This is a genomic window from Bradyrhizobium sp. WSM471, from assembly GCF_000244915.1.
GTDB lineage: Bacteria > Pseudomonadota > Alphaproteobacteria > Rhizobiales > Xanthobacteraceae > Bradyrhizobium.
On the sequence record NZ_CM001442.1, the window covers coordinates 4,760,374 to 4,781,353 of the forward strand.

Sequence of the window (20,980 nt, forward strand, 5' to 3'; positions counted from 1 at the left end):
TCTCACTGCACGCGGCGCGCGGTTTTCGCATTCAGGGCATTGATCCTGTCCTGCCAGAATGCGCTTGCGGTGCCGAAAACATTGTAGCCGACGTGAGTCGAGACCTTGATGCGGTCGAGGATCGACAGCTCGGTCACCGTCTCCATACGCCTTGTGCTGGGATCGTAGACGATCAGCTTCAGCGGGGTGTGTTCGAGGATGTAGCGCGAGACCGCATGCGAGCGGTCGCTGCCGTGCTCCTCGCACATGATGACGCTGTCGGCCTGGAGCAGCCGGGCGCCGCCCTTGATCGCCTCGATCTCGACGCCCTCGACGTCGAGCTTGATCAGGTACTTGCCGCTCGCGGCGATCTTGCCGTCGTCGATGAGATTATCGAGCGCAATGACCGGCACGTCCTCGCCGCCCGCCGAGGCATCGCCGGCGATGCTGAAGGCCTCGTGCTTGGTGCCTGACAGACGCGCGGTGCCACGGGCCGCGCCGATCGCGCATTTCATGGTCTCGAAGCGGCTGCCGTTGATGCGGGCGTTGTTGGCGAGCTTCGGATAGTTCTGACCCGACGGCTCGATCGCGATCGCCTTGTGCGAACCGAACGGCTTGCTGGACACCAGCACCGACCAGTAGCCGTAATTCGCGCCGCAATCGAGCAGCGTATAGTCGACCTCGATGGAGTCGGCGAACAACAGCTCCAGCTCGTCCTCGTAATTGTAGGAGCGGTTGAGCAGCTTGCTCCAATAGCCATCGCCGTAGGGAAATTCGAACACGGCGTCGGGGTTGAGCTTGATCGCGATGTTGCGCTCGGGCAGCGTCTTGCGCAGCAGATTGGCGCAGGCGATGTAGCCCATATGCGAGAAGTGCGAGGAGATCTTCGATCCCGTCACCAGCGCCAAGGCAGCCGTCCGCTCCCACAGGTTGGCCCCTTCAAGGGCCCCCGAGGCACGGTCAAACTGGATCGGCGCCTGCGCCATCACCGATCGACCTCACCGAACACGATGTCGAGCGAGCCGAGGATCGCCGACACGTCGGCGAGCAGATGACCGCGGCAGATGTGGTCCATGGCCTGCAGATGCGCAAAGCCCGGCGCGCGGATCTTGCACTTGTACGGCTTGTTGGTGCCATCAGAGATCAGAAAGACGCCGAACTCGCCCTTGGGCGCCTCGACCGCGGCATAGACCTCGCCGGCCGGCACGTGGACGCCTTCGGTGTAGAGCTTGAAGTGGTGGATCAGCGCTTCCATCGAGCGCTTCATCTCGCCGCGGCGCGGCGGCGCGACCTTGTTGTCCTCGACGACGACGGGGCCCTTCCCGTCGGCTGCGTTCAGCTTCTGGATGCACTGCTTCATGATGCGCACGGACTGGCGCATCTCTTCCATGCGGATCAGATAGCGGTCGTAGCAATCGCCGTTCTTGCCGATCGGGATGTCGAAATCCATCTCGGCGTAGCATTCATAGGGCTGCGACTTGCGCAGGTCCCAGGCCGCGCCCGAACCGCGCACCATCACGCCGGAGAAGCCCCACTCCCAGGCTTCCTTCAGCGACACCACGCCGATGTCGACGTTGCGCTGCTTGAAGATGCGGTTGGCGGTCAGCAGCCGGTCGAGATCTTCGACCACTTTCAGGAACGGATCGCACCAGGCGTCGATGTCGTCGACCAGCTTCTGCGGCAGGTCCTGATGCACGCCGCCGACGCGGAAGTAGGCTGCGTGCATGCGGCTGCCCGAGGCGCGCTCGTAGAACACCATCAGCTTTTCGCGCTCTTCAAAACCCCACAGCGGCGGGGTCAGCGCGCCGACGTCCATCGCCTGCGTGGTGACGTTGAGCAAATGCGACAGGATGCGGCCGATCTCGCAATAGAGCACGCGGATCAGCTGCGCGCGGCGCGGCACCTCGATGCCGAGCAGCTTTTCTGCAGCCATGCAGAAGGCGTGCTCCTGGTTCATCGGCGCGACGTAGTCGAGACGGTCGAAATAAGGGATCGCCTGCAGATAGGTCTTCTGCTCGATCAGCTTTTCGGTGCCGCGGTGAAGCAGGCCGATATGCGGGTCGACGCGGGCGACGACTTCGCCGTCAAGCTCCAGCACCAGGCGCAGCACGCCGTGCGCCGCCGGATGCTGCGGCCCAAAATTGATCGTAAAGTTGCGAAGCTGTTCGGGTTGCTCGTTCATGTTCAGACCTTCGGTCCCGCTTTTTCATCGCCCGGAAGGACCGGATAGTCGGCGCCCTCCCACGGGGACAAAAAGTCGAACTTGCGGAATTCCTGGTTGAGCCTGACCGGCTCGTACACCACCCGCTTCTCCTGGTCGTCGTAGCGGACCTCGAGGAAGCCGGTGGTCGGGAAATCCTTGCGCAGCGGATGCCCCTCGAAGCCGTAATCGGTCAGGAGGCGGCGCATGTCGGGATGACCGACGAAGATCACGCCATAGAGGTCGTAGGCCTCGCGCTCGAACCAGTCGGCGCCTGGAAACACCTCGATCAGCGACGGCACCTGCGTGGTCTCGTCGGCCTGGGCCTTGAGCCGGATCCGCGCGTTCAGGGTGGGTGACAGGAAGTGATAGATCACGTCGAAGCGCTTCTCGCGCGAGGGATAGTCCGCCGCCGTGATGTCTGTGAAGTTGACGAAGCGGCAGTTCGGGTCGTCGCGGAGGTACTTGACCACCTCGACGATCTTGCTGGCTTCGACATCGACCGTGAGCTGGTTGAAGGCCACCGAATGACCGATGGCGGCGCCCGCAAGCGCGCTAACGATCGTCTGCCCCAGGGCGTCGAGCTTGGCGTCGTCCATGACGTAAAACCTTAGCGTTCGATGGTGCCGGTGCGGCGGATCTTCTTCTGCAGCAGCAGCACGCCGTAGAGCAGCGCTTCCGCCGTGGGCGGGCAGCCCGGCACGTAGATGTCGATCGGCACGATCCGGTCGCAACCGCGCACGACCGAGTAGGAATAGTGATAATAGCCGCCGCCATTGGCGCAGGAGCCCATCGAGATGACGTAGCGCGGCTCGGGCATCTGGTCGTAGACCTTGCGCAGCGCAGGCGCCATCTTGTTGGTCAGGGTCCCCGCGACGATCATCACGTCCGACTGACGCGGTGAGGCGCGCGGCGCGAAGCCGAAGCGCTCGACGTCGTAGCGCGGCATCGACACCTGCATCATCTCGACCGCGCAGCAGGCGAGACCGAAGGTCATCCACATCAGCGAGCCGGTACGCGCCCAGGTGATGAGGTCGTCGGTCGCGGCCACGAAGAAGCCCTTGTCGGACAGTTCCGAATTGACCTCGAGGAAGAACGGATCATTGGCCCCGACCGGCCTGCCGGTCGACGGGTCCAGGATGCCCTTGGGGGCCGGCGCGAGAACCGGACCGGCGGACGACACAGGGTTCAATCCCATTCGAGTGCGCCTTTCTTCCATTCATAGGCGAACCCGACCGTCAGCACGCCAAGGAACACCACCATGGACCAGAAGCCGGTCGCGCCGAGCTTGCCGAACGCCACCGCCCAGGGAAACAGGAACGCCACCTCGAGGTCGAAGATGATGAAGAGGATGGCGACGAGATAGAAGCGGACGTCGAACTTCATGCGGGCGTCGTCGAAGGCGTTGAAACCGCACTCATACGCCGACAGCTTTTCCGGGTCCGGCTGCTGGAACGCCACGATGAAGGGCGCGATCAGCAGCACCAGGCCAATGAGGCCCGCTACCCCGATGAAGACGACGAGTGGAAGATAGTTCTGCAGAATGCCGCTCATTGACGAGCCCTTTTTCCCGCAGCCTCGGGACAGCCACGGATTCGTCCAGTTTGGAATTGTTCTGAGCCTTAGCGCAGTGCACCAATGGGCGCAAGACACGCTCTTTTTAGGCCCTTTGTCGCCCTCAAAACGGTGGAAATCCCGGAATCACCCCGCGGCTGGTATGGAGCAGATCGAGCGCCCCAGCAAGGGCGCCCCGATCAGTCCACACGCGCTGGGCCGTGACGTCCGTTGTTGGGAAGGCTCACTTTATCTAGGCCGCGACGCAGCAAAGTCCAGATTACAACGAGGACAGGCGCGCCCACGATCGGGCGACCGATCCGGGAGCCATGCATCACGATCGGCCCCGGGCCCGTCTGGCGAATACGTCGGGCGGGCGGCGCCCGCTTCTGCCGCCGCGGAAAATCAGTGGCGAGCGCGGCGGCGACGTGGCTTGGTCGTCACGCGCCGCGCTCGCATGAGCTTCAGGCCGGGGGCATGGCCCGCGAGCTCATCGATCTCGTGGTGGAAGCCGGTGACGAGCCGGTCAGGCTCTCACGATGGCCTTCCCTCGCCTGCTCGTCATCTGCCTCACCATTTGTAGGAGACGCTGGCGGTCACGCGCCGGCGGTCGCCGTAGAAGCAGGAGGACGCCGCCGCGCAGCTCGCGACGTAGACCTTGTCGGTCAAATTGATCACGTTCAGCGCGGTGCGCCAGTTCTGCCACTCATAGTGGAGCGCGAGATCGCCGAGCACGACTGCGGGAACCTCGAGGGTATTGGCGGTATCCGCCCACGACGACCCGATATAGCGGGCACCGCCGCCGAAGCCGAACCTTGCGAGCGGCCCGTCCTTGAAGGTGTAGTCCGCCCAGCCGGACACCAGGAGCTCGGGCGTGTTGGTCGGGGTCTTGCCGACCAGCGACGGGTCCAGATCCCTGCTGTTGAACAAATGGTAGGCCGTGAACGAGCCGATCAGCTTCAGCTCACGCGTGGCGTTCGCCACCGCTTCGAGCTCGATGCCGCGCGAGGTCACCTCGCCGGTCTGGTTCTGCAAGGTCGTGACGACAGGATCAGTGGTTGCCACGTTCTGGCGCTTCAGATCGAACACCGAGGCGGTGAAGTAGCCGTCAAATCCCCGGGGCGCGACCTTCACGCCGATTTCGGCCTGCTGGCCGGTCTCCGGCAGGAACAGCTGGTTTTGCGCGTTGAGGCCGATGATCGGATTGTAGCTCGTGGCGTAGGACACATAGGGCGCGATGCCGTTGTCGAAATTGTAGATCAGCCCGGCGCGTCCGCTGAATCGGCTGTCGTCGCGGCTGGCGAGCGTGGCGCCGGTATCGCGGGCAGCCTGCGTCGTCTCGACCCAATCGTTGCGGCCGCTCAGCACCAGCGTGAAATTGCCGAGCTTCATCTGGTCCTGAAGATAGGTGCCGGCCTGCTTCTGCGTGATCTGGAAGTTGCGGAACGGTGCGCCGGTCAACGGAATGTCAAATCCATAGGCGGGATTGAAGACGTTGATCGAAGGGACGGTGCCGAAGTTGAAAGCCTGATAGTCGTCGATCTGGTAGCCCTTCAAATCGACCCCGAACAGCATCGTGTGCCGCACCGCGCCGGTGTTGAAGCGGTACTCCAGCTGGTTGTCGAGATTGGCCTGGTTGGCGGTGTTCTTCGCATACCAATTATAGCGACCGAGATTAGCTGTGTTGATGTCCGCCCAATTGTTGCCGACGTAGCCGCGATAGCTCACGTCGACATGGGCAAACCGCGCATTCTGCCGGAACGTCAAATCGTCGGTGAGATTGCGCTCGAACTGATAGCCCAGCATCTCCTGCTCGCGCGTGAACTTGTCGACCCTGGGATCGCCGGCGAAAAAGCTGGTCGGGATCTTACCGAACCGAGCGTTGGTCACCGTGCCCTCATAGGGCAGGAAGTTGATGCCACGGGTTTCCTGCCGGGACGCTGAAGCCAGCACCGTGAACGTCGTGTCGGCGTCCGGCTTCCAAGTCACCGACGGCGCGATGAAGTAGTTGTTATCAGGCGTGAAATTGACCTGCGTAGGGCCGTTCTGGACCTGGCCGACGACGCGGTAGAACAGCTTGCCGTTCTCAGGGCTCGTCGCGACCGGACCGCCGACATCGAAGCCGACATAGGCGTTGCCGAAATTGTTGACGCCGGTCTCGATGAAACGGACGGGCTCCGCCGGCGGCATCTTGCTGATGACGTTGACGATGCCGCTCGGGCTCGATCCGCCATAGAGCACGGCCGATGGGCCGCGCAGCACCTCGACGCGCTCCATGTTGGGCGTCTGGAGCTTCCAGCTCGCATAGGATGTGTAGAACAGCTGCATGCCGTCGAGAAACAGCCCGACGTCGTCGGACTTGAAGCCGCGGATCAGCCACCAGTCGTTGCGCGTGTCAGCGCCGAAGGTCCCGGCGCGGACACCGGCGGTATAGCGCAGGACCTCATCGAGCTTGTTCGCCTTCTGGTCGCGGATCTGCTCCGCGCCAATCACCGACACCGCCTGCGGCGTCTCCATGATCGGGGTGTTGGTCTTGGTGCCGGACGAGCTGCGGCCGGCGACGTAGCCGTGCACCGGGCCGAGCGGGGTTTCGACGAAACCGACATTGCGCGGCGGCTGCGGCCTGCTTCGGTTGGCGGTCTGCTCGGATGATCGCGGCGCGCGGCGCTGGACGGAGGGCGCCGTCCGGCGGCGCGCTTCCGGCGCAGTGACGGTCACCGACGGAATGTTCTGCGCGCCACCCTGCGCAGGAGATTGTGCAAACGATGCCTGCGGCAGCAAAACCCAAGCGGATGCGGTCGCCAATACGGCCGACCGCAGCATTCCAAGACTGTTCAACGCGCAACCCCAAAACTGCGTGTTTTGATTTGCACATGCCGTCAGTCCCATGAGGGCATGCGCTTGCGGTGACGCTTAGGGGAGCGCGCGCGAAATTCCTAATTGAAAGCCTCTTAGAAGGAGTCTTAGAAAGAGTCTTGGACGCGATCCAACATGTTCCGGGATCGCAGAAACGTCAGCGCGAAATCTTCTCGCTCTCGAGCATCTCGGCGGCGATCGCCGTCAGCTGATCGACCTGCTGCAGCAGCATCTCGAACTCGGCTTCGCTCAGATGTTCGCGCAAACGCCGATTGCGCTCCTGCGCTCCGGCGACGATCGCATCATGCGCCGCAAGGCCCGTTGCGGTCAGCGAGACCAGCACCTCGCGGCTGTCCTTCGGGTTGGCCGATTTCGCGATCAGCTTGCGCGAGACGAGTTCCGCAAGGGCGCGGCTGATTTGCCCCTTGTCCTGGCCGACGGCTTCCGCAAGCCGCGCCACGCTCATCGGCGGCCGCCGGCCGAGCGAGGCGACGAGGCCGAACTCGACCGATGACAATCCGGCGAGACGCTTGTAGCGCAGGATGGCGCCGCGCTTGAGCAAATTGGCCAGCACCATCAGCCGCGATGACAGCATGACGGTGATCGGCGCCGGTGACTGACTTTCGTCCGCATCGGACGATGTGCGCCCGTCCCTGCCTGATGTCTGGCTCATGATCCACCTCTGCCAAGAAAGCCGCGGCGTGCCAAGTCTTGGTAGCGCAACCTCCCCAGCCTGATCCGGATGCGACCAAAAGGCATTTGCAAATTCGTTGACATTGTCATCAATCGGCCTTTCACTGATGTTCAAGGCGTCGCAAGCCGGGCCAGCAAGGCCGACAGCGGGAGGATCAGCATGACCATCACCCAGCGGGATCGCGATCTCGGCACGGCCTATGCGATGAAGCCCGCGCACACCCGCACCGAGCTCACCTCGGTCGTGCGCGGCACGCCGATGGGCGAACTGCTGCGACGTTACTGGCATCCGGTCGGGCTCATCAGCGACGCAACCGACACCCCGAAGAACGTTCGCGCGCTGGGCGAGGACCTGGTGCTGTTCCGCGACAAGCACGGCCGCGCCGGCCTGCTGCACGCCCGCTGCTGCCACCGCGGCACCACGCTCTATTATGGCAAGGTCGAGGAGGACGGCATCCGCTGCTGCTATCACGGCTGGAAGTTCGACACCGAAGGTCATTGCCTGGAGCAGCCCTGCGAGCCCGATGGCGGCCAGTTCAAGGACAAGGTGCGCCAGCCCTGGTATCCGGTCGAGGAACGCTACGGGCTGATCTTCGCCTATATGGGCCCAGCCGAGAAACGCCCGGTGCTGCCGGCCTATGAATGCCTGGAGACCATGGACGACGGCGAGTTCGTCGAGGCCGACGATTCCTCGATCGGCGGCGGTGGTCCCGCGATCATCCCCTGCAACTGGCTGCAGCATTTCGAGAACGTGGTCGACCCCTACCACGTGCCGGTGCTGCACGGCTCGTTCTCGGGTCCGCAGTTCACCAACATGATGGCCTCGATGCCGGAGGTGACGTTCGACAAGACCCCGCGCGGGATCGCGGTGCGTTCGATCCGCAAGCAGGATGACGGCCGTGAGTTTTACCGCGTCACCGAGGCGGCGCTCCCCACCTTGCGCGTCGTTCCAAACCCGCGCGTGGCGCAATTCGCCCGCGTCGAGTCGATCGGCTGGACACTGCCGATCGACGACACCTCGTTCCGCATCTACGTCGCCGGCCGCGTCAAGAGCGCCGGCGACATCGGCCGCATGCGCTCGAAATTCAACGGCAAGTTCTGGTGGGACATGACCGAGGAAGAGCACCAGCAATTCCCCGGCGACTACGAGGCTCAGGTCGGCCAGGGACCGCAGACCATCCATTCCGAGGAGCATTTCGGCCAGAGCGACCGCGGCATCCTCTTGATCCGGCGCATGCTGAGCGAGCAGCTCGAGGCGATGGAAGCAGGCCGCGATCCGATCGGCATCTCGTTCGATGCAAGCGCGCCTCCGGTCGAATTCGAAGCGGGGAATTACATCCGCGAAGGCTGACCTGCCAGCTCCAATCAGGGCTGGACCGACAACGATAACAAAGACTAATTGGGGGAAAGCGATGGTCGATGTGACGTCACAAATGTCGGTGCAAACGGCCGCCACGGCAAAACCCTCGCCGCGGCGCTATTATGTGCTGGGCCTGCTCACGATCATCTACGCGCTGAACTTCCTCGACCGCACGATCTTCAACGTGCTGATCGAGCCGATCAAGAAGGAGTTCCAGCTCAGCGACACCATGATGGGCCTGCTCGCGGGCTTCGGCTTCGCGCTGTTCTACTCCCTGCTCGGCATTCCCATCGCGCGCGTCGCCGACCGGCTCAACCGGCGCAACATCGTCGCCGCTGCGTTCGCGTTCTGGAGCGCGATGACGGCGTTGTGCGGCGCCGCTTCGAGCGTCACTTCGCTGGCGCTGGCGAGGATCGGCGTCGGCATCGGCGAGTCCGCGGGCTCGCCCGCCTCGCAATCGATCGTCGCTGATCTCTTCGCCAAGAATGAGCGTCCGCGCGCGCTCGGGATCTACGCCGTCGGTACCTATCTCGGCGTCTTCCTCGGCTATTTCGTCGGCGGCTACGTCAACCAGCACTATGGCTGGCGGATGGCGTTCTACGTCGCGGGCCTGCCCGGCATCCTGCTCGCTATTGTCCTGTGGCTGACGATCTCCGAGCCGAAGCGCGGCGCCATGCAGGAGAATTTCGTGCCCGAGCCGCTCGGGCCGACGCTGCGCTTCCTGGCCTCGCAGCAGAGCTTCATCATCGTGTTGATCGGCTTCTGTCTCACCACTTACACGAACTACGCGACCGCGGCCTGGATCCCGCCGTTCCTGGCGCGCGTGCACCATCTGTCGAGCGCCGAGATCGGCACCTATGCTGGCACCTTCAAGGGTCTCGCCGGCATGGCCGGCACCCTGCTCGGCGGCTTCGTCGTGGCGCAGATCAGCCGCCGCGACGACCGCTGGAAGCTGTGGGCCCCCGCGATCACCTCGGGCCTTGCCGGGCCGGTGTTCGCGCTCTGCATGCTGACGCAGGACTTTGCGATGATGGTGGCCATGCTGGCGCTGACCTCGTTCCTGGTCGGCTTCCACCTCGGACCGATCTTCGCGATCGCGCAGACGGTCGCCAAACCGAGCATGCGGGCGCTGGCCTCCGCCCTGATCGCGCTCACCGCGACCTGCTTCGGCCAGGGCGTTGGTCCGCTCGCCGTGGGCGTGGTCAACGATGCCCTGAAGGGCGCTTACGGCGCCGACGCCGTGCGCTATTCCCTGCTCTCGGCGGCGGTCACGACCACGCTGGGGGCGCTCCTGTTCGTCTGGGCGGCGCGAACCATCCGCACCGACATCAAGCGAGCGAGCTAGGCGCCCATGAACGCCAGCATGTCCGCGATCAGGCGCTCGCTGTGCGTCAGCGGCAGCGGATGCGGGCCGCCTTCGTAGACGGTCAGCTTGCTCCCCTTGATTAGTTTTGCGGTCTTTGCACCGGTCAACGGCAGCGGCGCGCTGGCATCCTTGTCGCCATGAACGATCAGCGTCGGGCGATCGATCTTGGCGGCTGCCGCGCGGAGATCCGCGAAGGCGATGGCCTTGCGGCAGGCCAGCGCCACCGGCAACGGCACGCTCAGCATCATCTCGCGGATCCAGGTCCGCGTGATCTCGGGTGTCTCGGCAGTGAAGAACGGCGCTTCGTTCGCCGCAATCCATTTGGGGAAGTCGCGCGCGATGGCCGCGTTGTCGGCCTCGATCATCGCCTTCGGCACCGCATCCGGATTGTCTTCGGTCTTGATCAGGAATGGCGTCGTCGGCGCAACCAGCACCACCCTTGCGATCCGGTCCGATCCGTATCGTCCGAGATAGTTCACCGCCTCGGCCGTCCCCATCGAGAAGCCGACCAGTGTCACGTCGCGCAGGTCACGCGCCTCGATCAACGCGGCGACGTCGTCGGTCAGCGTGTCCAGGTCATAACCCGCGGACGGCATCTCGGACCGGCCATGCCCGCGCCGATCGGGTGCAACACAGCGGAAGCCATTTGCGTTGAGGGCGGCAATCTGGCTGCCCCACGTGCTGGCGTTGAACGTCCAGGCCGAAAGCAGCAGCACCGGTCGGCCGCTGCCCCAATCCTGCACGAAGAGTTTTGTGCCGTCCCTGGCCGTCACAAAGGACGGCCGTTCATTCCGCTGGGCCGCTGCTGCCACTGGCGCGCTCGCACCAGACGCTGCCGCGAAGGCGGTCCCAAACAACGTGGCTTCGAGGACGGTTCGACGGTTCATGGCGCTTCTCCCTTGCCGATACCCTTGCGGATCTGTCGGCCCATCGGTCTCGGCCGATGAAGACGATCATGACAAGGCGGGATCACCTCCGCGATTACGCGCCAGGTAAGATCGCTTGAGGCGCTCCCGCCGCCCGCAGGCGAAACCAGACAAACGGCCGGATGAAACCGTTTTGCGGAACCCGCGAAACCATCCGGAAACAGACCGTCCTTACAAGAAGAGCCATAGACGGCGGCAAAGCCCGTCGGGAGGCTCACATGAACCACTCCATCCACTCTGCTGATCGTGCGACCCACCTGAAGATCGTGGTGGTGGCGCTGGTCGCCGGAATTACGGTGGCCGCCTTCGGGATCGCAGCACGCACCAATGCCGATTACAGCCAGACCGCCCAGTCCGCCCACGTCATCAAGGCCGGCAAGCCCGTCGTCGTGACCAGCGCCGGGACGTCGGAGATCCGCTGATACCGCCCCGCTCCGGGCTGACAAAGGCCGCCGCCTGGCGGCCTTTTTTCGTTTTCCAGAGCAATGCTTAGCCGAGACCTGCCGGTGAAGCGCAACATCCTTGACTTCACCCAGCCCCGCCTTTAAGTCCCCCCTCGTTCCGCGCGCTTTCAGCGAACCACGCGGGAGTAGCTCAGTTGGTTAGAGCGCCGGCCTGTCACGCCGGAGGTCGCGGGTTCGAGCCCCGTCTCTCGCGCCATTTTGGCAATTCCTTCATAGCCTTAGAACAGACTTCTACACGCCTTTCGCGGCTGTGACGGCGATTGCCGGCATCCGTCGAGAATTCGCGCCATAGTCAGCCCAAGCCCGAATCGTCTAGGCCTTCCAGGACTTGGAGGGATCCCCACGCTTTAGCGGTTTTTTCCGGGGCCCCTGTGATTGAGGAGGCGAGATATGGCTAAGAAGGATTCCGCGAAAAAGGCTGCCGCTCCCGCCACCATCACGCTCAAGCACCTCGCCGCCGACATTGCGGAGAGCCAGGACCTGTCGAAGAAGCGCGCCGAGGCCGTTCTGACCGACATGGTCGACCTGATCACCAAGCACCTGAAGAAGGGCGACCGCGTCCGGATCGTCGGGCTTGGAATCCTCCAGGTCCGCAAGCGCGCCGCCCGCACCGGCCGTAATCCCGCCACCGGCGAGCCCATCCACATCAAGGCCAGCAAGAAGGTCGCCTTTCGCCCGGTCAAGGAACTGAAAGAGGCGATCTGACCCCTCACGTTTCGTTAAGCCTGATCGGCGTCCTCCGGCCTCACCGCGTCCTGCTTTTCTGGTATACCGCCCCTCTCCCCTGACCCGGCGGTTTGACCAGAAATGTCCTCCCTCACCTTTTCGCATACCGTGACCGAGCGCTTCCTGCGCTACGTCACCATCGACACCCAATCCGATCCGGAATCCCCGAGCTCGCCCTCGACGGAGAAACAGAAGGACCTCGGCCGCGTGCTCGCCGCCGAGCTCAGGGAGATGGGCGTCGCGGACGCGCATCTCGACGATTGCGGGTACGTCTACGGAACGATCCCGGCGAACACGACCAAGAAGGTCCCGGTGATCTGCTTCTGCTCGCACATGGACACTTCGCCCGACGTCACCGGCAAGGACGTCAAGCCGCAGATGGTGAAGAACTATCGCGGCGGCGACATCACTCTCCCAGGCGACACCAGCCAGGTGATCCGCTTCGCCGAGCATCCGGCGCTGAAGAACCAGATCGGCAACGACATCATCACCACCGACGGCACCACGTTGCTCGGCGCCGACAACAAGGCCGGCGTCGCCGAGATCATGGATGCCGCGCATTTCTTCATCAACAACCCGCAAGTGAAGCACGGTACCATCAAGATCCTGTTCACGCCCGACGAGGAGATCGGCCGCGGCGTCGACAATGTCGACATCAAGAAGCTGGGCGCCGATTTCGGCTACACCATGGACGGCGAGAGCGCGGGCTGCGTCGAGGACGAGACCTTCTCGGCCGACGGCGCCACCATCACCATCAACGGCGTCAGCGCGCACCCCGGCTATGCCAAGGGCAAGATGGAGCACGCGATCAAGATCGCCGCCGCGATCGTCGAGCGCCTGCCGAGGGAAGGCTGCTCGCCCGAGACGACGTCAGGCAAGCAGGGCTTTCTGCATCCGATCGGCATCGAGGGTGCGCTGGAGCATGCGACGCTTTCGTTCATCGTGCGCGACTTCACCGAGGAAGGGCTGAAGGAGAAGGAGATCCTGCTCGAGACCATCGTCAAGGACGTGATGAAGGATTATCCGCGCTCGACCTACACATTCGAGGTGCGGGAGCAGTACCGCAACATGAAGCAGGTGATCGATCGTCACCCGCACATCCTCGAATACGCCATCGAAGCGATCCGCCGCGCCGGCCTGCGCCCGATGCGCACCGCGATCCGCGGCGGCACCGACGGCTCCCGCCTGTCCTTCATGGGCCTGCCCTGCCCCAATATCTTCGCCGGCGAGCACGCATTTCACTCCCGGCTCGAATGGGCGAGTCGGCAGGACATGGAGAAAGCGGTGCAGACGATCGTCCACCTCGCCATGATCTGGGAGGAGAAGGCCTAGGCCTCTCGCCAAAGCAACATGGCCGGGATCGCTCCCGGCCATCGTCCTGCATGTCAAGGCACCGGCATCGCGCGCGGAGAGCGATGGAAGCGGTTCGAGCTTGCCATCCAGTTCGGCAACGGCTCGCCGTCCCGATGGCGGCCACCGGCAACAGCCGCAGCCCAGGCCACCGCAGCGCCGATCAGGGTTGCGGCCGCAACGGAGAAGGCGACGATGATGGAGTTACGACGCGCCCGGTTGATCGCCGTCTTTGAATCCGCAATCGCCGCATCGACCCGTCGTTCCGAGTCGGGTGCCGCGAGGCCCGTCAGCGCGGCCACCTGCTGCACGAGGTAGGTCCGGTCATCGGTGCTGACGCCGCTGTGGCCCGACGACGTCATCAGGATGCGTCCTGCTTCGGCGCGGGATTCCCTGAGGTCCGTGTTAGGGGGCCGCCGCGGTGCGCGAAACAGCTTGTCCAACTCGTAGCTCAACAAAGGCTCGGCGGCGGAGGTATTGCTGGCCGAACTGCGCATCGGCGAACGATCAATCGCAGCTGCGCCGAGCATCGCGAGCAGAGCGGCACCAAGCAGCACGGCGAGCGCCCAGGACATCAGGCCATGCAGCCCGTCCCGCCGTTCGCCGTCGTCTTCGATCGTTGTGATCGCCGGGGCTGGTCGCGTTGTCCGACCGGCGACATAGCCGCCGAAGCCGAAGCTGATAATCGCCTGGATGATCAGATACAACCCCGACAGCAAAGCCAGGGCCGCCGATGCATCGCGCCATGTCGGCGAGGCTGAACTGACGCCCAGGCCGACGGCGACTCCAAAGCCGACCAGGATGAACGACATTGCGCCGGCAGCCAAAGCGCCTGCGATGACCGAGCTCCACTGGATGGTGCGCCGGTCGTCGGCAGCGACGTCGCCGCCTTCCATGATCTCTTCCCGTATGAGAGTTTCCATCGTCATCGCCGCTCTCTCAGCGCAGGCCGAAGAACGACAAGATCGCCATGACCACCACGATCAAGCCGATGAGATAAATCAATCCGTCCATGGTCCGTCCTCCTCAATTTCTCCTCGTCGCTAATCACAACGAAGAAAGAACGTTCCAAACTGGACCGAGGCGCGGGAACGAACCGGCGCGCTGCGGATTATCTGTCCAAGTCCCAAGGACGAAATTTGTGAGCACGAAAGCCCCAGCCGGTCAGTCCCGGCTGGGGCTTTCTTTTTGGGCGATGGTTCCTGTCCTATGTTAACGACGCCTGCTCTCCGATCATCAAGGATGCGATCGGGGCGGAACCTCCGGATTGGGAGAGCCGCGTGGATCGCAGAACCGCGTGCCTTCATCAGGCAGATGCATTCCGGGAAAAGGCGATCGCCGATCCCGAGCACCACGACCAGTGGATCGATGAAGCCATCAAATGGCTGGAACGGGCCATGGAAGCCGGCTGTCGCGCCGTCGTCACCGTCGAAGCCGGCGATGAGGCGAACCTGGCAGGCGGAGCAGCAGCCGATGCTCGACTGAGCTTGATCACGCGCCAATGAGAAGCGCTGGCGTCTCCGCTACCACTGCGGCAATTGTTCCAGGGACCTAACAATGTTGCGGGTCGACACTGTTCCGGCCCCCATGCTAGGCCGGGCGCAGACCGCAACCAGAGTGACACCGTGCTCGCGAACCGCCAGCCCTCAGGATCATGCCGGCCGCGCAACTGGCGCGGGCTGCTGTCCGTGCTGATCGCGGTTGTCTACCTGCTCGCGGGAGCGCTGCATGGCCTGCACGACATCGACGTCACCACGCCGGGTGGCGGCTCGGAGATCAGCGCGGTCCTTGACGGCTCCACAGATCACAACGACCACAAGGCCGTCGGCGGGCATCATTGCCATGGCTGCTTCTCCGTGACGGTGGCGCAGCCGTCGCCACCGGCCGCATCGATCGGGCTCGTCTCCGCATCGCGCCCGCAACGCGCACCCCGGCTCGCCGGCATTGTTCCCGATACCGACTCCCCGCCTCCCAAACATATGGCCTGAACGGATTGGTCGGGCGCCACGCGCGCCCATTCGGTCATCATTTACAGGTCGGTTTCATGTTTTGCAGGGGAATGGCCGCGCGCCTGGCGTGCGCGGCAGTGTGTCTGATTGCCGGATTGGCGCTTGCGCCGTCTCACGCCCAGACTCTGACGATGCGGAGCGCGCTCTCGCGCGCGCTGGCCACGAGCCCGCGGCTAACCGCGGCAGAGCGCGATGTCGGTATCGCCACGGGCCAGCGCATCCAGGCAGGTGCGCTTCTCAATCCGGAATTGAGCTACGAACAGGACAATTCGTTCGGGTCCGGCATCTATCGCGGCACGCGATCGGCCGAGACCACGCTCCAGATCAGCCAGGCCTTCGAGCTGTTCGGCAAGCGCGACGCGCGGATCGCAGCGGGTGTCGCCGGCATCGAGGTCGCTGCGATCCAGCGCAAGGCCGTCAGGCTGGAGGTACTGTCGGAGACCGCGATCGCCTTCCTCAGCGTGCTCGGCGCACAGCGGCGCATCCAGATCCTCGACGAGCAGATCACCGCCATCGACCGGCTGACGCCGCTTTTGCGCCGACGCGTCGAGGCCGGTGCCTCCTCGCCGGCCGAGACCGGCCGTGCGGAAGTGGCATCCGCCCTGGTGAAGGCCGACCGCGAGCGCTTCAAGGCGACGCTGGCGAGCGCCCGGCGCGAGCTTGCGGTCTTGATGGGCGACGCGGCACCGAAATTCGGCGAGGTCTCCGGACGGCTCGACACCATGGGACGGCCCCCGACGTTCCAGTCGGTCGTCGCCGCGATCGATGCCAATCCGCAGCTGGTGCGCTGGACCGCGATCTATGCCCAGCGAAACGCCGAGCTGTTGCTGGCGCGGCTGCGGCCCTATCCCGACGTGCGGATCGCCGCCGGCTGGCGCCATTTCAACGAGACCAATGACGACGCGGCGCGCCTCACCATCTCGGTGCCGATCCCCGTGTTCGACCAGAACCAGGGCAATATCCTTTCGGCGCAGGAAAGCCTCGCCAAGACCAAGGCCGAACGCGAGGCCAACCGCAACACGCTGATCGTGGTGGCCGGCCGCGCCTACGACTCGCTCCAGGGCTCGCTACGCGAGCTCGCGGTGCTGCGCGAGAGCGCCATTCCCAAGGCCGCCGAAGCCTCGGACGCTATCGCTCAGGGCTACGGCCAGGGCCGCTTCAGCCTGCTCGAAGTGCTCGATGCCCAGGCCAGTGTCGCCCAGGCGCGGCTGCGCGAGCAGGAGGCGCTGCAGAATTTCCACGCGGGGGTGGCGACCATCGAAGGCCTCGTCGGCAATCCCTTCACGCTGGCGCGGGAGAGCGCACGATGAAGACGTCCTCCACCATCCTCGTCGCATTGTTTGCCGCCGCGCTCGGCGCTTATGGCTATTCCCTGCTGGCTCCAACAAGAGTCGAGCATGCCGAACACGCCGCGGACAAGAAGCCGGAGAAGCCGAACGACCATGTCGAGCAGGACGAGCACGGCGCCGACCGGATCCGCATCTCCGACGTCAAGCTCGCAGCCGCCGGCGTGACGTTGGCGGAAGCCGCGAGCGTCACGCTGACCGACACGCTCGCCTTCAACGGCATCCTGCGCGCCAACCAGGAAGCCGTGGTGCAGGTGACGCCGCGCTTTCCCGGCGTCGCCAAATCGATCCAGAAGCGCATCGGCGACAAGGTCGGCAAGGACGATCTGCTCGCCGCGATCGAGAGCAACCAGAGCCTCACCGTCTACGAGCTCAAGGCGCCGCTTGCCGGCACCGTCATCGAACGGCAGATCTCGCTCGGCGAATACGCCTCCGAGCAGAAGCCGGCCTTCGTCATCGCCGACCTCACCACCATCTGGGTCGATCTGTCGATCTATCGCCAAGATCTGCGGCGCGTCCGCCTCAACGACGAGGTGCTGATCGATCCCGACGACGGCCGCGGCGAGATCAAGGGCACCATCTCCTACATGGCCCCGATCGGCTCGAGCGAGACCCAGACCGCGCTGGCGCGCGTGGTGCTGCCAAATCCCGACGGGCGCTTGCGTCCCGGCCTGTTCGTCACGGCACGGCTGATCCTCGCCGCGCGCGACGTCGCGGTCGCCGTGCGCAAAAGCGCGATCCAGACGCTGGAGAACAGGACCATCGTGTTCGTCCGCGAGGATGGCGACAAGATCGAGGCGCGCCCCGTGGAGCTTGGCGATTCCGATCCCCGCCACGTCGAGATCCGGGCCGGCCTTTCCGCCGGGGAGCATTACGTCGCGGAAAACAGCTTCGTCGTGAAGGCGGAGATGGGCAAGGGCGAGGCCGAGCATGATTGAGCGTCTCATCGCGGTCTCGCTGCAGCAGCGCTGGCTGGTCCTGCTGCTCGCGCTCGGCGCCGTCGCTTTCGGAGCCTGGAATTTCCAGCGCCTTCCGATCGACGCCGTGCCTGACATCACCAACGTCCAGGTCCAGATCAACACCCGCGCCCCCGGTTATTCGCCGCTGGAAACCGAGCAGCGCATCACCTTTCCCGTCGAGACCGCCATGGGCGGGCTGCCCAAGCTCGACTACACCCGCTCGCTGTCGCGCTACGGCCTGAGCCAGGTGACGGTCGTCTTCAAGGACGGCACCGACATCTATTTTGCCCGCCAGCTCGTCGGCGAACGGATCAGCCAAGTGAAGGACCAGCTTCCGGCCGGTGTCGAGGTCGCGATGGGACCGGTCTCGACCGGGCTCGGCGAAATCTTCATGTACACCGTCGAGGCCAAGCCGGGCGCGAAGACCCAAGGCGGCCACGACTACTCGCTGACCGATTTGCGCACCGTGCAGGACTGGATCATCAAGCCGCAGCTTCGCAACGTGCCGGGGGTGATCGAGGTCAACACCATCGGCGGCTTCGAGCGGCAATTCCACGTGCTCCCCGATCCCGGCAAGCTGATGGCCTACCGGCTCGGCTTTCGCGACGTCATGACGGCGCTCGCCGCCAACAATGCCAATGTCGGCGCCGGCTATATCGAGCGCAATGGCGAGCAATATCTGGTTCGCTCGCCGGGCCAGGTCGGCAATGTCGGCGAAATCAGGGACATCGTCATCGGCTCGCGCGGCGGCAATCCCGTCAGGATCAGGGATATCGCGACCGTCACCGAAGGCCGCGACCTGCGCACGGGAGCTGCGACGCGCGATGGCGAGGAAACCGTGCTCGGCACCGCCATGCTGCTGATCGGCGAGAACAGCCGCACCGTGGCGCGCCGTGTCGCGGCCCGCCTCGAGGAGATCGCCAAATCGCTGCCCGACGGCGTCGTGACGCGGACCGTCTACGACCGCACCGATCTGGTCGAAGCCACCATCCGCACGGTCGAGAATAACCTGCTGGAAGGCGCGGCCCTGGTCGTGGCGGTGCTGTTCCTGATCCTCGGCAACGTTCGCGCCGCGCTCGTGGTGGCCTGCGTCATTCCGCTATCCATGGCCATGACGGTCACCGGAATGGTCGAGACCAAGGTCAGCGCAAACCTGATGAGCCTGGGCGCGATCGATTTCGGCATCATCGTCGACGGCGCCGTGATCATCGTCGAGAACTGCCTGCGCATGCTGGCCGAGGCCCAGCGCGAGAAAGGTGGCCTGCTCACGATCTCCGAACGGCTGCGCGCGATCCGGCGCGGGTCGCGTGAGGTGATCAAGCCGAGCCTGTTCGGAACGCTGATCATCGCGGTGGTCTATCTGCCGGTACTGACGCTGACCGGGATCGAAGGCAAGATGTTCACGCCGATGGCGCTGACGGTGCTGATGGCGCTGGGCGCGGCGGTGCTGTTCTCCATCACCTTCGTGCCGGCGGCGATCGCCATCTTCGTCACCGGGAAGGTGTCCGAACACGAAAACCTGTTCATGCGGCTGGCGAAGGGCGCCTACCTGCCCCTGCTGCGGTTGGCGATCGACCATCGCCTCGGCGTCGCAATCATGGCCGCCATCATCGTGGTCGCAAGCTGCGTTGCCGCCGCGCGCATGGGCGGCGAGTTCATTCCGAGCCTGGACGAAGGCGACGTCGCGCTGGCCTCGATCCGGATTCCCGGCACCAGCCTGACGCAGTCGCTGGACCTGCAAAAGGCGCTGGAAAAACGCATCAAGCAGATTCCGGAGGTGAAGGAGTTCTTCACCCGCATCGGCACCGCGGAGATCGCAACCGACCCGATGTCGCCGGCACAGACCGACGGCTACATCATGCTGAAGCCGCGCGCCGAATGGCCCGACCCGGGCAGGTCCAAGTCGGACGTGATCGAGGCCATCGACCGTGCCGCCGACGATATCCCCGGCAGCGCCTATGAAATCTCCCAGCCGATCCAGTTCCGTGTCAACGAGCTGATCTCCGGCGTCCGCAGCGATGTCGGCGTCAAGATCTTCGGCGACGACCTCGATATCCTGGAAGGCGCGGCAAAACAGGTCGAGGCTGCGATCCGCGGCATCCGCGGCGCCAGCGACGTCAAGATCGAGCAGGTCTCGGGCCTGCCGATCCTCACCGTTCGGCTCGACCGCCAGGCACTCGCCCGGTACGGGCTCAGCATCAGCGAGGTGCAGGGCATCGTCGAGATCGCGGTGGGCGGCAAGTCGGCCGGCAAGCTGTTCGAGGGCGATCGCCGCTTCGACATCGTCGTGCGCCTGCCGGAACATCTGCGCGGCAATCTCGAAGCCATCAGGGCGATCCCGATCCCGCTGCCACCGGGTGAGGAAGCCACATCCGGCGTGCCGATCCGGACGGCACTGTCCGGCTCCCCTCTCGCCCAGATGCGCTATGTGCCGCTGTCGTCGGTTGCCACCGTCGATGCGACGCCCGGCCCGAACCAGATCAGCCGCGAGAACGGCAAGCGGCGCATCGTCGTCACCGCCAATGTCCGCGCGCGCGATCTCGGCTCCTTCGTCACCGAGGCGGAGGCGGCCGTGGCGGAGAAGGTCAAGCTGCCGCCGGGCTACTGGATCGGCTGGGGCGGGCAGTTCGAGCAATTGGTCTCCGCCACCAAGCGGCTGACGCTTGTGGTGCCGGTGGCGCTGCTGCTGGTGTTCCTGCTGCTGTTCATGGGCATGGGATCGGCGGCGGATGCGGCGCTCGTGTTCTCCGGCGTGCCGCTGGCGCTGACCGGCGGAGTCATGGCGCTGCTGCTGCGCGGCATTCCCTTGTCCATCAGCGCCGGCGTCGGCTTCATCGCGCTGTCGGGCGTGGCCGTGCTCAACGGGCTCGTCATCATCGCCTTCATCGAGCGGCTGCGCAGCGAGGGCCATCCCGTTGCCGACGCGGTGCGCGAGGGCGCGCTGACACGCCTGCGTCCGGTACTGATGACGGCGCTGGTGGCGTCCCTCGGCTTCGTGCCGATGGCCCTTGCCACCGGGGCCGGGGCCGAGGTGCAGCGGCCACTTGCGACCGTGGTGATCGGCGGCATCATCTCCTCGACCGTGCTGACGCTGCTGGTGCTGCCGGCGCTCTACGTGCTGTTCCGCCGTGACGGGGCCGCCGAAACGCCTACAATGGCGCCTGATTTGGCAGCTTCCGGGGAGCGCTAGAG

19 protein-coding genes and 1 tRNA gene are annotated in these 20,980 nt (G+C 64.7%); 11 read left to right on the forward strand and 9 right to left on the reverse strand.

Going from position 1 to position 20,980, the window contains the following annotated elements:
* Positions 1-2 precede the first annotated feature (2 nt).
* From BRA471DRAFT_RS21215 to BRA471DRAFT_RS21245, 7 genes are all read right to left on the reverse strand, one after another.
* Positions 3-965: an FkbM family methyltransferase gene (locus BRA471DRAFT_RS21215; protein WP_007610984.1), complete on the reverse strand. Its 963-nt coding sequence runs from the start codon at positions 963-965 to the stop codon at positions 3-5.
* Positions 965-2,161: an NADH-quinone oxidoreductase subunit D gene (locus tag BRA471DRAFT_RS21220; protein WP_007603549.1), complete on the reverse strand. Its 1,197-nt coding sequence runs from the start codon at positions 2,159-2,161 to the stop codon at positions 965-967. The genes BRA471DRAFT_RS21215 and BRA471DRAFT_RS21220 overlap by 1 nt, the downstream gene beginning before the upstream one ends.
* A gap of 2 nt (positions 2,162-2,163) precedes the next feature.
* Positions 2,164-2,778, reverse strand: a complete 615-nt coding sequence (locus tag BRA471DRAFT_RS21225) for an NADH-quinone oxidoreductase subunit C (protein WP_007610986.1) — start codon at positions 2,776-2,778, stop codon at positions 2,164-2,166.
* A gap of 11 nt (positions 2,779-2,789) precedes the next feature.
* Positions 2,790-3,377, reverse strand: coding sequence for an NADH-quinone oxidoreductase subunit B family protein (locus BRA471DRAFT_RS21230; protein WP_007610987.1), 588 nt, complete (start codon positions 3,375-3,377; stop codon positions 2,790-2,792).
* Entirely contained in the window at positions 3,368-3,733 is a 366-nt protein-coding gene (locus BRA471DRAFT_RS21235; RefSeq protein ID WP_007603535.1) for an NADH-quinone oxidoreductase subunit A, read from the reverse strand. Before BRA471DRAFT_RS21235 ends, BRA471DRAFT_RS21230 begins: the two co-directional genes overlap by 10 nt.
* 570 nt (positions 3,734-4,303) lie before the next feature.
* The gene (locus tag BRA471DRAFT_RS21240) at positions 4,304-6,556 is read right to left on the reverse strand and encodes a TonB-dependent siderophore receptor (RefSeq protein WP_035974159.1); all 2,253 of its coding nucleotides are present in this window, start codon (positions 6,554-6,556) and stop codon (positions 4,304-4,306) included.
* Between the two features lie 190 nt (positions 6,557-6,746).
* Positions 6,747-7,262, reverse strand: a complete 516-nt coding sequence (locus BRA471DRAFT_RS21245; RefSeq protein WP_007610989.1) for a MarR family winged helix-turn-helix transcriptional regulator — start codon at positions 7,260-7,262, stop codon at positions 6,747-6,749.
* 180 nt (positions 7,263-7,442) lie between these two features.
* Here BRA471DRAFT_RS21245 and BRA471DRAFT_RS21250 point away from each other — a divergent pair, with 180 nt between their 5' ends.
* On the forward strand, positions 7,443-8,633 hold the full coding sequence (locus tag BRA471DRAFT_RS21250; protein ID WP_007610990.1) for an aromatic ring-hydroxylating dioxygenase subunit alpha: 1,191 nt from the start codon (positions 7,443-7,445) through the stop codon (positions 8,631-8,633).
* A 61-nt stretch (positions 8,634-8,694) separates the two neighbouring features.
* Positions 8,695-9,987, forward strand: coding sequence for an MFS transporter (locus tag BRA471DRAFT_RS21255; protein ID WP_007610991.1), 1,293 nt, complete (start codon positions 8,695-8,697; stop codon positions 9,985-9,987).
* Here the strand turns inward: BRA471DRAFT_RS21255 and BRA471DRAFT_RS21260 are convergent.
* On the reverse strand, positions 9,984-10,895 hold the full coding sequence (locus tag BRA471DRAFT_RS21260; protein ID WP_083843253.1) for an alpha/beta fold hydrolase: 912 nt from the start codon (positions 10,893-10,895) through the stop codon (positions 9,984-9,986). The genes BRA471DRAFT_RS21255 and BRA471DRAFT_RS21260 overlap by 4 nt on opposite strands.
* A gap of 257 nt (positions 10,896-11,152) precedes the next feature.
* Here BRA471DRAFT_RS21260 and BRA471DRAFT_RS21265 point away from each other — a divergent pair, with 257 nt between their 5' ends.
* The 4 genes from BRA471DRAFT_RS21265 to pepT all read left to right on the forward strand — a co-directional run bounded on the left by BRA471DRAFT_RS21265 (position 11,153) and on the right by pepT (position 13,456).
* The gene (locus tag BRA471DRAFT_RS21265; protein ID WP_007603528.1) at positions 11,153-11,356 is read left to right on the forward strand and encodes a hypothetical protein; all 204 of its coding nucleotides are present in this window, start codon (positions 11,153-11,155) and stop codon (positions 11,354-11,356) included.
* A gap of 161 nt (positions 11,357-11,517) precedes the next feature.
* A tRNA-Asp gene (locus BRA471DRAFT_RS21270) sits at positions 11,518-11,594 on the forward strand.
* Positions 11,595-11,788: 194 nt separating this feature from the next.
* The gene (locus BRA471DRAFT_RS21275) at positions 11,789-12,103 is read left to right on the forward strand and encodes an HU family DNA-binding protein (protein ID WP_007610993.1); all 315 of its coding nucleotides are present in this window, start codon (positions 11,789-11,791) and stop codon (positions 12,101-12,103) included.
* Between the two features lie 102 nt (positions 12,104-12,205).
* Positions 12,206-13,456 carry a peptidase T gene (gene pepT, locus BRA471DRAFT_RS21280; RefSeq protein WP_007610994.1) on the forward strand — a complete coding sequence of 417 codons (1,251 nt, stop codon included), beginning with the start codon at positions 12,206-12,208 and terminating at the stop codon, positions 13,454-13,456.
* A gap of 53 nt (positions 13,457-13,509) precedes the next feature.
* On the opposite strand, the gene BRA471DRAFT_RS21285 is transcribed toward pepT, so the two are convergent.
* Positions 13,510-14,403, reverse strand: coding sequence for a hypothetical protein (locus BRA471DRAFT_RS21285; protein ID WP_007610995.1), 894 nt, complete (start codon positions 14,401-14,403; stop codon positions 13,510-13,512).
* 351 nt (positions 14,404-14,754) lie between these two features.
* Between BRA471DRAFT_RS21285 and BRA471DRAFT_RS21290 the strand changes: the two genes are divergently transcribed.
* The 5 genes from BRA471DRAFT_RS21290 to BRA471DRAFT_RS21310 all read left to right on the forward strand — a co-directional run bounded on the left by BRA471DRAFT_RS21290 (position 14,755) and on the right by BRA471DRAFT_RS21310 (position 20,978).
* Positions 14,755-14,979: a hypothetical protein gene (locus BRA471DRAFT_RS21290; protein WP_035974164.1), complete on the forward strand. Its 225-nt coding sequence runs from the start codon at positions 14,755-14,757 to the stop codon at positions 14,977-14,979.
* 120 nt (positions 14,980-15,099) lie between these two features.
* Entirely contained in the window at positions 15,100-15,462 is a 363-nt protein-coding gene (locus tag BRA471DRAFT_RS21295) for a hypothetical protein (protein ID WP_007610997.1), read from the forward strand.
* A 56-nt stretch (positions 15,463-15,518) separates the two neighbouring features.
* Positions 15,519-16,793, forward strand: coding sequence for a divalent metal ion exporter subunit IhpA (gene ihpA, locus BRA471DRAFT_RS21300; RefSeq protein ID WP_007610998.1), 1,275 nt, complete (start codon positions 15,519-15,521; stop codon positions 16,791-16,793).
* Positions 16,790-17,767, forward strand: a complete 978-nt coding sequence (gene ihpB, locus BRA471DRAFT_RS21305) for a divalent metal ion exporter adaptor subunit IhpB (protein WP_007610999.1) — start codon at positions 16,790-16,792, stop codon at positions 17,765-17,767. The genes ihpA and ihpB overlap by 4 nt, the downstream gene beginning before the upstream one ends.
* Positions 17,760-20,978, forward strand: coding sequence for an efflux RND transporter permease subunit (locus BRA471DRAFT_RS21310; RefSeq protein ID WP_007611000.1), 3,219 nt, complete (start codon positions 17,760-17,762; stop codon positions 20,976-20,978). The genes ihpB and BRA471DRAFT_RS21310 overlap by 8 nt, the downstream gene beginning before the upstream one ends.
* The last annotated feature ends 2 nt before the right edge of the window (positions 20,979-20,980 follow it).

What these genes read in the sequence shown, in the direction of transcription:
- BRA471DRAFT_RS21215 (WP_007610984.1), bottom strand. Translation starts at nt 965, where the DNA reads ATGGCGCAGGCGCCGATCCAGTTTGACCGTGCCTCGGGGGCCCTTGAA.
- BRA471DRAFT_RS21220 (WP_007603549.1), bottom strand. Translation starts at nt 2,161, where the DNA reads ATGAACGAGCAACCCGAACAGCTTCGCAACTTTACGATCAATTTTGGG.
- BRA471DRAFT_RS21225 (WP_007610986.1), bottom strand. Translation starts at nt 2,778, where the DNA reads ATGGACGACGCCAAGCTCGACGCCCTGGGGCAGACGATCGTTAGCGCG.
- BRA471DRAFT_RS21230 (WP_007610987.1), bottom strand. Translation starts at nt 3,377, where the DNA reads ATGGGATTGAACCCTGTGTCGTCCGCCGGTCCGGTTCTCGCGCCGGCC.
- BRA471DRAFT_RS21235 (WP_007603535.1), bottom strand. Translation starts at nt 3,733, where the DNA reads ATGAGCGGCATTCTGCAGAACTATCTTCCACTCGTCGTCTTCATCGGG.
- BRA471DRAFT_RS21240 (WP_035974159.1), bottom strand. Translation starts at nt 6,556, where the DNA reads ATGCTGCGGTCGGCCGTATTGGCGACCGCATCCGCTTGGGTTTTGCTG.
- BRA471DRAFT_RS21245 (WP_007610989.1), bottom strand. Translation starts at nt 7,262, where the DNA reads ATGAGCCAGACATCAGGCAGGGACGGGCGCACATCGTCCGATGCGGAC.
- BRA471DRAFT_RS21250 (WP_007610990.1), top strand. Translation starts at nt 7,443, where the DNA reads ATGACCATCACCCAGCGGGATCGCGATCTCGGCACGGCCTATGCGATG.
- BRA471DRAFT_RS21255 (WP_007610991.1), top strand. Translation starts at nt 8,695, where the DNA reads ATGGTCGATGTGACGTCACAAATGTCGGTGCAAACGGCCGCCACGGCA.
- BRA471DRAFT_RS21260 (WP_083843253.1), bottom strand. Translation starts at nt 10,895, where the DNA reads ATGAACCGTCGAACCGTCCTCGAAGCCACGTTGTTTGGGACCGCCTTC.
- BRA471DRAFT_RS21265 (WP_007603528.1), top strand. Translation starts at nt 11,153, where the DNA reads ATGAACCACTCCATCCACTCTGCTGATCGTGCGACCCACCTGAAGATC.
- BRA471DRAFT_RS21275 (WP_007610993.1), top strand. Translation starts at nt 11,789, where the DNA reads ATGGCTAAGAAGGATTCCGCGAAAAAGGCTGCCGCTCCCGCCACCATC.
- pepT (WP_007610994.1), top strand. Translation starts at nt 12,206, where the DNA reads ATGTCCTCCCTCACCTTTTCGCATACCGTGACCGAGCGCTTCCTGCGC.
- BRA471DRAFT_RS21285 (WP_007610995.1), bottom strand. Translation starts at nt 14,403, where the DNA reads ATGACGATGGAAACTCTCATACGGGAAGAGATCATGGAAGGCGGCGAC.
- ihpA (WP_007610998.1), top strand. Translation starts at nt 15,519, where the DNA reads ATGTTTTGCAGGGGAATGGCCGCGCGCCTGGCGTGCGCGGCAGTGTGT.
- ihpB (WP_007610999.1), top strand. Translation starts at nt 16,790, where the DNA reads ATGAAGACGTCCTCCACCATCCTCGTCGCATTGTTTGCCGCCGCGCTC.
- BRA471DRAFT_RS21310 (WP_007611000.1), top strand. Translation starts at nt 17,760, where the DNA reads ATGATTGAGCGTCTCATCGCGGTCTCGCTGCAGCAGCGCTGGCTGGTC.